The sequence below is a fragment of the Streptomyces sp. NPDC093544 genome (genome assembly GCF_040683495.1).
GTDB lineage: Bacteria > Actinomycetota > Actinomycetes > Streptomycetales > Streptomycetaceae > Streptomyces.
On the sequence record NZ_JBFBEA010000039.1, the window covers coordinates 42,407 to 55,718 of the forward strand.

The 13,312-nt window shown below is 70.8% G+C and carries 10 protein-coding genes; 5 read left to right on the plus strand and 5 right to left on the minus strand.

What is annotated here, in order from left to right; genetic code table 11:
* Positions 1 to 259: 259 nt before the first annotated feature.
* The 5 genes from AB0N66_RS38495 to mtnA all read right to left on the minus strand — a co-directional run bounded on the left by AB0N66_RS38495 (position 260) and on the right by mtnA (position 7,368).
* Positions 260 to 1,411, minus strand: coding sequence for a ComF family protein (locus AB0N66_RS38495; protein WP_365444195.1), 1,152 nt, complete (start codon positions 1,409 to 1,411; stop codon positions 260 to 262).
* A gap of 184 nt (positions 1,412 to 1,595) precedes the next feature.
* Positions 1,596 to 3,440, minus strand: coding sequence for an LpqB family beta-propeller domain-containing protein (locus tag AB0N66_RS38500; RefSeq protein WP_365444198.1), 1,845 nt, complete (start codon positions 3,438 to 3,440; stop codon positions 1,596 to 1,598).
* Positions 3,430 to 5,523: an MtrAB system histidine kinase MtrB gene (gene mtrB / locus AB0N66_RS38505; protein ID WP_365444201.1), complete on the minus strand. Its 2,094-nt coding sequence runs from the start codon at positions 5,521 to 5,523 to the stop codon at positions 3,430 to 3,432. Before mtrB ends, AB0N66_RS38500 begins: the two co-directional genes overlap by 11 nt.
* Before the next feature lies 1 nt (position 5,524).
* Entirely contained in the window at positions 5,525 to 6,214 is a 690-nt protein-coding gene (gene mtrA, locus AB0N66_RS38510) for a two-component system response regulator MtrA (RefSeq protein ID WP_199820881.1), read from the minus strand.
* 8 nt (positions 6,215 to 6,222) lie between these two features.
* On the minus strand, positions 6,223 to 7,368 hold the full coding sequence (gene mtnA, locus AB0N66_RS38515) for an S-methyl-5-thioribose-1-phosphate isomerase (protein WP_365444205.1): 1,146 nt from the start codon (positions 7,366 to 7,368) through the stop codon (positions 6,223 to 6,225).
* 141 nt (positions 7,369 to 7,509) lie between these two features.
* Between mtnA and AB0N66_RS38520 the strand changes: the two genes are divergently transcribed.
* Genes AB0N66_RS38520 through AB0N66_RS38540 form a run of 5 tightly spaced genes read left to right on the plus strand, consistent with a single transcriptional unit; the run spans position 7,510 to position 13,165 of the window.
* Positions 7,510 to 8,898, plus strand: a complete 1,389-nt coding sequence (locus AB0N66_RS38520; protein WP_365444208.1) for a hypothetical protein — start codon at positions 7,510 to 7,512, stop codon at positions 8,896 to 8,898.
* A 4-nt stretch (positions 8,899 to 8,902) separates the two neighbouring features.
* Positions 8,903 to 9,655, plus strand: a complete 753-nt coding sequence (locus AB0N66_RS38525) for a DUF4129 domain-containing protein (protein ID WP_365444211.1) — start codon at positions 8,903 to 8,905, stop codon at positions 9,653 to 9,655.
* Positions 9,652 to 10,866, plus strand: coding sequence for a DUF4350 domain-containing protein (locus AB0N66_RS38530; RefSeq protein WP_365444214.1), 1,215 nt, complete (start codon positions 9,652 to 9,654; stop codon positions 10,864 to 10,866). The genes AB0N66_RS38525 and AB0N66_RS38530 overlap by 4 nt, the downstream gene beginning before the upstream one ends.
* Positions 10,866 to 11,855, plus strand: a complete 990-nt coding sequence (locus AB0N66_RS38535; protein ID WP_365444226.1) for a MoxR family ATPase — start codon at positions 10,866 to 10,868, stop codon at positions 11,853 to 11,855. Before AB0N66_RS38530 ends, AB0N66_RS38535 begins: the two co-directional genes overlap by 1 nt.
* Positions 11,855 to 13,165: a DUF58 domain-containing protein gene (locus AB0N66_RS38540; RefSeq protein WP_365444217.1), complete on the plus strand. Its 1,311-nt coding sequence runs from the start codon at positions 11,855 to 11,857 to the stop codon at positions 13,163 to 13,165. Before AB0N66_RS38535 ends, AB0N66_RS38540 begins: the two co-directional genes overlap by 1 nt.
* Positions 13,166 to 13,312: the final 147 nt, after the last annotated feature.

Consider the following 13,312-nt stretch of genomic DNA (forward strand, 5'->3'; position numbering starts at 1 on the left):
CAGGCTCCGGTGAGTCCCGGAACCTCGGACTCGGTGACTTTCACCTCCTCCTCCCCCATGGGCAAGATCTACACCCCAACCGAGGCGGGTGATTGCAGAAAACCCGCGGCACGGCATTCGGAAATGCGAGGTACGGCCCGCGCCATTGCCTCACAACCGAACATATCTCGCCCGGACGGATGACGTCACCCTCTACTGCGGCGTACCTCCGTTCAGGTGAATTGGCCGACTCATTACCTGCAACGATGCAAGTTTCCAGTCAGTTCCGGTTTATTTCGAACGAGTCCGGAGGCGCCGCGACCACAGCCGCGCAGATCATGACTCCCACGTTGCCCGTACCCGTCATGTCTCCCGCTCCGCCCATGCCCATCACGCCTCCGGTCCGGCACCTACCCGCGATTCCCCGGATCACCTGTGGTCCGGCCGCCATCCCCGCCACCGGTGCCCCCGCCCTTCGTCCTCCTGCCGCTGCCCGTACAGCCGCGCAGTAAGCGTCGGCGGCATCGGTGTCCGGCACCACCGCCCGTACGGCCCGTGCCGCCTCCGCCAACGAGGCGCCCGTCGTCATCAGGTCGTCCACCAGCACGATGCGACTACCGGCCGCCAACAGCCGCTCACCCCCGGCGGCCACCTCCAGGGCGCCCGCGAGATTGTCCAGCCGCTGCCGGGAGTTGAGCCCCGACTGGTCGGCCACGGCACGCCGCTGCCGCAGCACGGCAAGCACCCGGGCCGGCGTTCCTTCACGCCGCAGCTCACCCGCCGCGGCGAGCGCGATCCGCCGCGCCGGATCATGGCCGCGCGCCCGCACCGCCCGCCGCGAGGACGGCACGGGAACAAGCAGCACGGCCCCAGGCCCCACTCCCCCGGAATTCCCTGGACGCACCCGCTCTCTCCCCGGCAACGGCGGCCACCCAGCACCGCCTCCCGGACCACCGTCCGGAACCCCTGCCCAACCCCCCTGTTCCACTCGCGATCCATTCGCGCCCGACCAGCCGTCCACAGTCCCTGGCGGAACGCCACCCACTCCCGACGGACCCTCGGTCCGCAGCTGCCCGTTCCCGGCCCTCAGCCAGCCCTCCACGGCCATGAGCCGCCCGTCCGGCACAGGGAGGCGCGCGTACCCCAGCCCTGCCCGCACAGCCCCGGCCAGCGCCGCGCCGAGGGGTCCCGCGAGCGGCAGCGCACCCCGTTCCTTGTGGGCGAGGAGCGCCGCCCGCACCTCGTCCTCGTAGGGACCCGCCGCGTGCACCACAGGCAGCCCGGTCGGCTCCGGCACCGGTCGCACCCGGCTCGGTGCGGCCCCTGTCAGGGCGGCACGGCACTCAGGGCAGAGCACCGTGCGAGGCCTCCCGCAGCCTCCGCACTCGGCCGGCAGCACCAGATCGGTGAGGTCCTGCCACCACCCCCGCATGCCCACCACTGTGCCAAGCCACGGGCAGACCGGCCACCCCTGTGGATAACACCCTGTGGACAACCCGCGAAGCCGCCGGACAGCCCCGCCGACCCGTGACCTGCCAGCCCCCTGACCTGCCGGCCCCGCGACCTGTCGGCGCCGTGACCTGCCGACCCCGCCAGCGTCACCGCAGTCCGGCGCGCTACCCGGGATAGACCGGCGCCGTCCCGTCCTTGACCACCGTCTGCCACTGCTCCCCTGACGACAGCCGCACGATCCCGTCCTCCTCCGAGTGCGCCACCAGCGGCAGCCGCTCGTCCTCGGACGCGGCGATCTCCTTCACGCCCGTCAGCGAGGAGGGCGCCGTACCCACCGGAGTGGAGCCGTCGACCTGGACGTACGCCATCTGCTGGACGCCGCCCTCCTCGCGCCCGACCACCACCAGACGGCTGTCCCCGGCCCACGACATGGCCGTGACCTCCTCCAGCTGCGGTGCCGCGGCACGCAGTTCGAGGATCGAGACGACAGGGCGCTCAGCGGACTCGGTGTCGCGCTCGATACGGCCGATCTGCAGCGAGCTCTTGCCGTCCTTCTCGATGATCAGCGCGATCCGCACCCCGTCGGCAGCGACCCGCACCGCCTCGATGCGCCCGTCGAGGCCCGGCGCCGAGACCACCAGCGGTTCGCCCGCGCCCTTCTCCAGCAGGAGCAGCCGGGGGTTCTCCGGATCGCGGTCGGCCACCCAGAGGTCACCCCGCCCGTCCCAACTGGGCGTCGTCAGCCGGTCGTCGGCGGTCTTGCCCCCGCTGTGCAGCACCGCCTCGCCGAGCGAGCTGCCCGACACCAGCGACCCGACGTACAGCGAACTCCCGTCGGTCGAGACCCCGGCCGCGACGTCCTCGTTCCGCGACACCGCGGCCGACCGCAGCTTCGTGTCGCCCTCACCCAGCGCACCGGGCACCGGCTCGGGCTGCTTGTCCCCGTTGCCGCTGGGCATCCGTACGAGGCGCTGCTTGCCGTCGATGAAGTACTGGTATTCGGGGGGCTGTCCCGTGCTGTGCGAGGCGACGCTCTCCGCCCGGCCCTCGGTCAGCACACACAGCTGCGAACCGTCCGACTTCTGCAGCTCCACCTCGTCCACCCCCGTGGGCGTCAGGTCCTGCAGTGTGAAGAGGAGTTGGGTCGCCATCTTGGTGCACTGGGCCTGTCCGACCCGGTCGGCCTTGCTGTTCAGCGGAACCGTGACCCTGTTGCGGTCATCGGGCGACAGAGACTTGACGCCCTTCTTCAGCCCCGTACCGGAGGGGAAACTCGACGTCACGACCGGGTCCAGCCAACTGGTGGGCCCCTGCAGGAGGGTGCGGACCATCTCCGTCATCGGATCCACCTCCCCGCGTACGTAGACCGGGTCGGCGACGGTCACGAGCTGTCCGCCCGTCCCGGAGGACCCGCTGGAAGCGAAGTAGTACTTGTTGACGGAGTCGTAGTTGCGCTCGAAGTCGGACTTGCCCATCACCACGCCCTGGGGCAGCCCGTCGATGCGCCACTGCTTGTCCGGCTGCTGAGTGAGATGCACGGACTCGGTGTACGAGCCGGACTCCGGCGCGTACGCGTGCTGCGTGTCCACCGTGGCGACCTTGTTGCCGCTCAGCTGGTACAGGAGATCGTCGGCGGTGCCTTCTCGGGTCCCCGAGTGCACCACTTCGGTGTTGGGTCCGTCCGCGAGGACGTTCGTGGACTCGTAGGGGTCCCACGTCTTGCGGGCGCTCGCCGACAGGTACAGGCGCGCCGTCGTGTACTGCGGGTCGTCGCTGGTCAGCGCCTCCAGGAAGCCCCGCACGATCTCCGCGGGCTGGGCGTCCTCCCGCGGTGGTATCGCGAAGACCCGGACCTGCGAGTCCGCACGTGGCGTGGACTCGACGTCACGCAGGTCCCCGCTGTCCGGCATGGAGGCGCACCCGGCCAACAGCAGCGCACCGCAGCCGACGTACGCCGCCATACGCACCGGACGCCGTCGACCGCCGTTCCCCTCGCGGTCAGCGCCCACGAAATGCCTCCCCTTGCCCTTGTCCGAGCCCCTCCGGCTCTCCGTCGGCTGCCCCGCGCTCCTGTCCGGCCCGCTCCCCGCCTGCGGCAGGTGTGTCGTCCGGACGTCGTGCGGTCCCGGTGGGCCGTGGCACCACGCGCGCGCCGTTGCCCGGCAGCGCCGTCGGGTCGGCCGTGGGCGACGCCCCGGCCGGTCGCGGACCCATGGTCGTCCGAGGCGGCGTACTCCCGCCGACGGGCTGCTGCACCGGCACCGTCGCGAGCTTGCTACCGCCACCGAGCGGCAGACCGGCGTCATTAAGTCCACGATTTCGCCGCGAGTCCTTGGGCTCCAGCGGTATCGGCGACCCCCGCAGCGATTCGTCCGCCGTACGGGGCAGCGTGAGCCGGAACTGCGAACCGCCGCCCGGCTCGCCCCACGCCTGCAGCCAGCCGCCGTGCAGCCGCGCGTCCTCCAGGGCGATGGACAGCCCGAGCCCCGTTCCGCCCGTAGTACGCGCGCGTGCCGGATCCGCCCGCCAGAAGCGGCTGAAGACCCGGGTCGCCTCGCCGGGTTTGAGGCCCACTCCGTAGTCGCGCACCGCGACAGCGACCGCTCCGCCCGCCACTGCCAGTTTGACGAACACGTCCTTGCCCTCGCCGTGCTCCACGGCGTTGACGACGAGATTGCGCAGCACCCGCTCCACCCGCCGGGCATCCGCCTCGGCGATCACCGGCTGCTGGTCGCCGAGGACGCGTATGCGCGTGCCCTTGCGGTCGGCGAGCGGCTCGGCCCCGCTGACCACCCGTCGCACCACCACACGGAGGTCTATGGGCTCGGCCTCCAGTGCCGCCGCGCCCGCGTCGAAGCGGCTGATCTCCAGCAGGTCCGCGAGCAGCGTCTCGAAACGGTCCAGCTGGTCGGCGAGCAACTCGGCCGACCGTGCGGTCATCGGATCGAAGTCCACGCGCGCGTCGTGGATGACGTCGGCCGCCATCCGGACGGTCGTCAGCGGCGTACGCAGCTCGTGCGAGACATCGGAGACGAACCGCCGCTGCATCCGCGACAGTTCCTCCAGCTGCTGGATCTTCAGCTGCAGGTTCTGCGCCATCTTGTTGAAGGCCTCGCCGAGCCGTGCGATGTCGTCCTCGCCGGTGACCTTCATACGTTCCTGGAGGCGCCCGGCGGACAGCCGCTCGGCGATGCCCGCCGCCATCCGTACGGGCGTGACGACCTGGCGCACCACGAGCCAGGCGATGGCTCCCAGCAGCACCACGACGAACAGCCCCGCCGTCGCGAGCGTGCCCTTGACCAGGCTCAGCGACTTCTCCTCCTGCGTCAGCGGGAAGAGGTAGTAGAGCTGGTAGGAGTCGCCGTTGGGGTCGTTGACCTGCTTGCCGATGACCAGCGCCGGCTGCGAATCCTTGGCGTCCTTGTAGACGACCCGTGTGTAGCTCTGAGCCGCCACCGTGCTGCCCTCGACGCGGTCGCGCAGGTCCTCCGGCACACTCAGCGTCGGGTCGACGTTGCCTGAGGAGCGCGGCCCGAGCCCGCCGCCGCCGTCACCGGCCGCGGTGGAGCTGAGCGTCACGACGTCGAAGGCGCCCTGGCCGCCGCTGGAGAGGGACACCACGAGGTCGCTCATCCACTGGCTGACGTTCTTCGAGGGGCGGCCGTCCGGGCTCGACGTGTCGGCGCCGTTCGCCGTCGCCGCCGAGTCGGCGTTCTGCTTGGCCACCGAGAAGCCTCCGGTGGCCTGGCTCTGCGACGCCTTGACCTTGGCGTCCAGCAGGCCGTTGCGTACCTGCCCGATGACGACGAAGCCGAGCAGCAGCACCACGCCGAGGGACATCAGCAGCGTGGTGACGACGATCTTGAGCTGGATGTTGCGCCGCCACAGCCGTATCACCGGCAGCAGCGGACGGCGCACCCAGCGCATGAAAAGCCGAAGGACCGGGCTGCCCTGGACTCCGCCCTGAAGCAGCCCGCCCTCGACGAACTGCATCCAGCGGGAGCCCGGGGAGCCCGTCACCTGCTGGCCGACAGGCCGCCCCGAGCGGACCCCCGGCTCACCGGGCGCCGAAGCGGCACTGTCCCGGGACATGTCAGCTCGGTCCGGCCTTGTAACCGACACCACGGACGGTCACCACGATCTCCGGCCGCTCCGGGTCCTTCTCGACCTTGGAGCGCAGCCGCTGGACATGGACGTTGACCAGGCGGGTGTCGGCGGCGTGCCGGTAGCCCCACACCTGCTCCAGGAGCACCTCTCGCGTGAAGACCTGCCACGGCTTGCGGGCCAGTGCCACCAGCAGATCGAACTCCAGCGGCGTGAGCGCGATGGACAGCCCGTCCCGCTTCACAGAGTGACCGGCCACGTCGATGACAAGGTCACCTATGGCCAGCTGCTCCGGCGCCGGTTCCTCGGAACGGCGCAGCCGCGCCCTGATCCGTGCGACCAGCTCCTTTGGCTTGAACGGCTTCACGATGTAGTCGTCCGCGCCCGACTCGAGGCCCACCACGACATCGACGGTGTCGCTCTTCGCCGTGAGCATCACGATCGGCACCCCGGACTCCGCCCTGATCAGGCGGCACACCTCGATACCGTCCCGGCCGGGAAGCATCAGGTCCAGGAGCACCAGATCGGGCTTGCTCTCACGGAAAGCGGCCAGCGCCTTGTCGCCGTCGGCTACGAAAGACGGCTCAAAACCTTCACCACGCAACACAATGCCGAGCATCTCGGCCAGTGCGGTGTCGTCATCGACGACAAGGACTCGTCCCTTCATAAACGACATCATCCCATTAACTAAATCGTTACCTGGCGTGACCTGTCACACAGCTCGGCAAGCGCCTCAGCTGTCACGGGCGACACAGCGCCCTCTTCGGTCACGATCGCCGTCACCAACTCGGGCGGCGTCACATCGAACGCCGGGTTGTACGCCTGGGTCCCCAGGGGTGCCACCGGTATCCCGCCTCCCGCTTCCACTCCCACCACCGGCACCTGCGGTGCTGTGATCTCCGTCACTTCATGACCGGGACGCTGCTCGACCTCGATGGATGCCCCGTTCGGGGTGTCCAGGTCCACCGTCGTCAGCGGCGCCACCACGATGAACGGCACGTGGTGGTAACGGGCCAGTACCGCGAGCGGATAGCTCCCCACCTTGTTCGCCACCGAACCGTCGGCCGCGATCCGGTCGGCCCCGATCAGTACCGCGTCCACCTCTCCCGCCGAAAACAGCGAGCCCGCCGCGTTGTCCGTGAGCAAGGTGTACGCCATTCCGTTGCGCGCCGCCTCGTAGGCCGTCAGGCGAGCACCTTGCAGCAACGGGCGCGTTTCGTCCACCCAGAGCCTTCGCAGCTGACCCGCCCGATGCGCCGCGAGGACCACCGCGAACGCCGTGCCCTCCCCACCGGACACCAGCGCCCCGGTGTTGCAGTGCGTCAGAATCCGGTGCCCGCCGCCCGGCAGCAACTCGTCGAGCAGGGCCAGGCCGTGCACGGCCATCCGCGCGCTGGCCTCGGCGTCTTCCCGATGCAGCGCCCGCGCCGCAGCGAGCGCCGCAGCGGCCGCCTGCTTCGAATCGCCGCCGCCGGAAAGCGCGGCCTGGTACGCCGCCTGCGCCCTGTCTACACCGACAGCGAGGTTCACCGCGGTGGGCCGGGCCCCGGCCAGCGCGCGGGCGGCATCGTCCACGTCGAAGCCTCGTACGGCGGCGAGGGCGACGCCGTACGCCCCGGCGATACCGAGCAGCGGCGCCCCGCGCACGGCGAGCGTACGGATCGCCTCCACCAGCGCGGGCGCGTCCGTGCACACCAGCTCGACTTCCTCGGCCGGCAGTCTCGTCTGGTCGAGAAGCACCAGTACGGGGCCTTCGGGCGGCTCGTCCCAGCGGATCGCAGGTATCTCCGTCGGCCCGCTGTCCTCGCGGGATTGCGCGTGCTGATCAGCCATCTGCCCAGTCTGCCCCGTACCGGGCAGACAATTGAAGGTGTGCAGCTCATACGACCACTGGTCCCCAGCCGTGCACACCGTGGCACGATGGCTGCCAACCTGCCGCCGCGCCCCGCGGTCGGGCACCGTGAAGGAGCGACGATGAACGACACTCCGGGCTGGGCCTCGCCCGGATCTGCCCCCTCCGACGGGCAGGGGCCGAACACCTCCGGCGCCGCGCAGCCCACGGAGAAGCCCGCTGACCAGGGCAGCACGGACCAGCCGGATACCCCTTCGCAATGGTCCAAAGAGCAGCCCCCGCCCGGCCAGTGGTCGGCCCCCAGCCCCCAGGACGCCGTCCCCGGCCAAACCCCGCCACCTCCGCCCGGCCCGGGCTGGGGCGGCCAGTACCCCGGCGGCCCGGGGGGCTACGGAGCGCCGGGTGGCTACGGAGGTCAAGGGGGCGGCGGCTGGGGAGGCACCGGTCCCGGCTACGGCGGCCAGGGAGGCCCCGGTGGTCCCGGCGGCTGGGGAGGCAACTGGGGTGGCCCGCCGCCCGCGGCCAAACCCGGTGTGATCCCGCTCCGTCCGCTCGGTATCGGCGAGATCCTCGACGGCGCGGTCTCCACGATGCGCACGTACTGGCGCACCGTCCTCGGCATCTCGCTGACCGTCGCCGTCGTCACAGAGATCGCGATCATCCTGTTCCAGGGCTTCATCCTGGACGACAGCTCCACCACGGACACCCTCAACGACTCGACCGCCACCGTCAGTGAGGTGGGCAGCGCCCTCGGGACCACCCTGGCGAGCTCCGGTGCCGTCCTGCTCATCACCCTGCTCGGCACCATCGTCGCGACGGCCCTGCTCACGACCGTGACCAGCCGCGCCGTGCTCGGCAAGCCGGTGACCACCTCCGAGGCCTGGCGGGATGCCCGTCCGCAGCTTCCGAAGCTGTTCGGCCTGACCATCCTGCTGCCGCTCATCGCCGTCGCGATCGTCGCGATCGGCACCCTGCCCGGAGTGATCGTCGGAGTGGCCGTCTCGGGCGACGCGGGCATCGCGCTCGCCGTCATCGGCGGACTCGGTGCGGGCGTTGTCGCCGTCTGGCTGATGACCCGCTTCTCGCTCGCCTCGCCCGCCCTGATGCTGGAGAAGCAGAGCGTCTTCAAGTCGATGAGCCGCTCCGCGAAGCTCGTCCGCGGTTCCTGGTGGCGGGTGTTCGGCATCCAGCTGCTCGCCACGATCATCGCCAACATCATGGCCTCGATCGTCGTCATCCCCTTCACCTTCCTCGCCGCGGCCCTGAGCGGCGACGGCATCACCGGCTTCCTGGACAGCGAAAGCGGCTCCCTCGGCTGGACGTTCCTCATCATCAGCGGGATCGGCTCGGTGATCGGATCCATGCTCACCTTCCCCATCACCGCCGGCGTCACGGTGCTCCTCTACATCGACCAGCGCATCCGCCGCGAGGCCCTCGACCTCGACCTGGCCCGCGCCGCCGGCGTCCAGGACTACGGCTCCGCCGCCTCCGGCACCACTCCGGGGAGTTGATGGGGTGAGCTTGGCGGGGGGAGTTCTCACAGCGGTACTGGCACTACCGCGCATCGGCGCCACAGCCGTCCTGGCACGGCCGCTCACCGGCGACGAACCGCCGGTGGCGATCCCACGCGACTCCGCGCGGGAGGCGGCCGAACGCGAGCTGTCCAAGCCGATGTACCACGAGAACGATCCCAGCCTGGCCCAGCGCGCCCTGGACGCCTTCTGGGACTGGGTCGACAAGCTGTTCGGCGCCGCCTCGACCGTGGCTCCCGGGGGCATGATCGGACTCGTCGTCATCGTGCTGGCCGTGCTGGCGGTCCTTGCCGCACTGTGGTGGCGCCTTGGCACCCCGCACCGCGCGCCCACGTCGGCCCCGGCACTCTTCGACGACGACCCCCGCAGCTCCGCCGAACACCGCGCGTCGGCCGAAGCACACGCCGCCCAGGGCCACTGGAACCAGGCCGTCCAGGAACGCATGCGCGCCATGGTCCGGTCTCTGGAAGAGCGCGCCCTGCTCGATCCGCGCCCCGGCCGCACCGCGGACGAGGCAGCCGCCGAAGCTGCCCGCACGCTGCCCTCCCACGCGGACCGACTGCGCGACGCGGCACGGGACTTCGACGACGTGACGTACGGCGGACGAACCGCGGAACCGCACACATACCACCGCCTCACCGAGCTCGACCGCGACCTGGAGCGCACCAAACCCGTACTCGCGAGCAGCAGCGCCCAGAGCCCGGCCGACAACGCCCGCCAGGGGGCCGCCCAATGACCGAGGCCACCCTCCAGCCGACCTCGACCTCGGCCCAGACCTCGGTGTCGCCCACCGCCCGCCAGCGGTGGACGCGCGCCCGCGGAGTCGTCTTCGCGGTCGTGCTCCTCCTGGCAGCCGCCATTGCGATCGCCGCCGTCCGCTCCAACGCCCAGCACGGCCGTCTCGACCCCCGCTCCGCCGACCCCTCCGGCAGCCGGGCCGTCGCCGAACTCCTCGCCGACCAGGGCGTCTCCACGCGCCTGGTCAGCACCCTGGACGAGGCCCGCACCGCGGCCGGCCCCGACACCACGCTCCTGGTCGCCGCCCCGGACCTGCTGACCGACCGACAGCAGACCCTCCTCCGTACGGCGACCGAGAACTCCGGCGGCCGCACGATCCTGATCTCCCCGACATCGCCCTCCTTGGGCACCCTCGCCCCAGCAGTCACCGCCGACCCCGTGACCAGCTTCGACTCGAAGCTCTCCCCCAACTGCGACCTGCCCGCCGCCGAGCGCGCGGGCACCGCCGACACGGGCGGTATCCGCTACACCACCAGCGATCCCACCGCCGACGCGTGCTACCTCAGCGAAGGCCTGCCCACCCTGCTGCGCATCCCGGCGCTCAAGGGGGACGGCGACACCGTCGTACTCGGCGCCCCCGACATCCTCTACAACTCCCGCCTCGACAAGCAGGGCAACGCCTCGCTCGCCCTCCAACTGCTCGGTTCCCGCCCCCACTTGGTCTGGTACCTCCCCTCGCTCTCCGACCCCTCGGCCACCGACGCGGGCGACCAGAGCTTCTTCGACCTGCTGCCCTCGGGCTGGCTCTGGGGCACGCTGCAGCTCTTCATCGCGGCAGCCCTCGCCGCCTTCTGGAGGGCACGCCGACTGGGCCCCCTCGTACCCGAACGCCTCCCCGTAGCGATCCGCGCCTCCGAAACCGTCGAAGGCCGCGCCCGTCTCTACCGCAAGGCCAACGCCCGCGACCGCGCGGCCACCGCTCTGCGCTCCACCACCCGCACCCGCCTCGCCCCCCTCGTAGGCGTCCCCGTCACTCAGGCACACGCGCCCGAGTCCTTGCTTCCCGCCCTGTCCGCCCAGCTCCGCGGCCAGCGCGACGGACAGGCCCTGCACTCCCTCCTCTTCGGGCCGTCACCCCGCGACGACGCGGCCCTCATCTCCCTCGCCGACCAACTCGACGCCCTCGAAAGAGAGGTACGCCATTCATGATGGACCCGACCACTGACAACGCCGGGAACACCGGGGACCAGGGCACCGCCCGCGCCTCCCTGGAGGCTCTGCGCGCCGAAATCGCCAAAGCCGTGGTCGGCCAGGACCCCGCCGTGACTGGCCTCGTCGTCGCCCTCCTGTGCCGCGGACACGTGCTCCTCGAAGGAGTACCCGGAGTCGCGAAAACGCTGCTCGTGCGCGCTCTGGCAGCCGCACTGGAACTCGACACCAAACGCGTCCAGTTCACCCCGGACCTGATGCCGAGCGACATCACCGGCTCCCTCGTCTACGACGCCCGCACCGCCGAGTTCTCCTTCCAGCCAGGCCCGGTCTTCACCAACCTCCTGCTCGCCGACGAGATCAACCGCACCCCGCCCAAGACCCAGTCCTCCCTCCTCGAAGCCATGGAGGAACGCCAGGTCACGGTCGACGGAACCCCACGCCCGCTCCCCGATCCGTTCCTGGTCGCCGCGACCCAGAACCCGGTCGAGTACGAGGGCACGTACCCCCTCCCGGAAGCCCAACTGGACCGCTTCCTGCTCAAACTGACGATCCCTCTGCCGTCCCGACAGGACGAGATCAGCGTCCTCACCCGCCACGCCGAGGGCTTCAACCCGCGCGACCTGCGCGCCGCCGGCGTACGCCCCGTAGCGGGCCCCGCCGACCTGGAAGCCGCCCGCGCCGCGGTCGCGAAGACATCGGTCTCCCCCGAAATCACCGGCTACGTAGTGGACATCTGCCGCGCCACCCGCGAGTCACCGTCCCTCGCCCTAGGCGTCTCCCCGCGCGGCGCGACAGCGCTCCTGGCCACCGCCCGAGCCTGGGCCTGGCTGACGGGTCGCGACTACGTCATCCCTGATGACGTAAAGGCCCTCGCCCTCCCCACGCTCCGCCACCGGGTCCAACTCCGTCCCGAGGCCGAGATGGAAGGCGTAACCGCCGACTCCGTCATCACCGCGATCCTCACCCACGTTCCCGTCCCCCGCTGATGGCGCTCACCGGACGCGCTGCCCTCCTGGCAGCCCTGGGCACACTCCCCATCGGTATCTGGGAGCCGAGCTGGGCAGGCATTCTCGCCGTCAACGGCCCCCTGGCCCTGGCCTGCGCCTGCGACGCCGCCCTGGCAGCACCTGTACGCCGCCTCGGCCTGACCCGCTCCGGCGACACCTCGGTACGCCTCGGCGAAACCGCCGACGTAACCCTGACGGTCACCAACCCTTCCGGCCGCCCGCTCCGCGCCCAGCTCCGCGACGCCTGGCCGCCAAGCAGTTGGGAACCCGGCACCGAAGTAGCCGCTTCCCGCCACCGCCTGACGGTTCCGGCCGGCGAGCGCCGACGCCTGACCACCCGCCTACGCCCCACCCGCCGCGGCGACCGCCAGTCCGACCGGGTCACCATCCGCTCATACGGCCCGCTCGGCCTCTTCTCCCGCCAGGGCAACCACAAGATCCCCTGGACGGTACGAGTCCTGCCGCCCTTCACCAGCCGCAAGCACCTCCCCTCCAGACTGGCCCGGCTCCGCGAACTCGACGGCCGGACCAGCGTGCTGACCCGCGGCGAGGGCACGGAATTCGACAGCCTCCGCGAGTACGTCCCCGGCGACGACACCCGCTCCATCGACTGGCGCGCCACAGCCCGCCACACCACAGTCGCCGTACGCACCTGGCGCCCCGAGCGCGACCGCCACATCCTCCTCGTCCTCGACACGGGCCGAACTTCGGCAGGCCGCGTCGACAACGCCCCGCGCCTCGACGCCTCCATGGACGCGGCCCTGCTCCTCGCAGCCCTCGCTTCCCGAGCCGGCGACCGCGTGGACCTCCTCGCCTACGACCGCCGTGTACGCGCCCTCGTCCAGGGCCGACCGGCAGGCGAGCTCCTCCCGTCTCTGGTCAACGCAATGGCACCCCTGGAACCGGAACTCGTCGAGCTGGACGCCCGCGGCCTCACCGCCACAGCACTCCGTACGGCCCCACGCCGCTCCCTGATCGTGCTGTTGACGAGCCTGGACACGGCCCCCATCGAGGAAGGCCTGCTCCCCGTACTTTCCAGCCTGACGCAACGCCACACAGTGCTCGTGGCATCAGTGGCGGACCCGCACATCGCCCGCATGGCCGCGGCTCGCGGCAACACCGAAGCGGTGTACGAAGCAGCAGCCGCAGCCCAGGCCCAGGCAGAACGCCAGCGCACAGCCGAAAAGCTACAACGCCACGGTGTCACTGTCGTCGACGCGACTCCGGAGAACCTGGCACCGGCTCTCGCGGACGTGTATCTGGCACTGAAGGCCGCCGGCCGACTATAAGCAAGCACAAAAGAAGAAAGGGGAGTCTCCTGTGCCAGAAGACTCCCCTTCAAACGCAGAAAACCCCCGTACCGTTTCCCGGTACAGGGGTTTTCTCCAAAACTTGTTCGGCGGCGTCCTACTCTCCCACAGGGTCCCCCCTGCAGT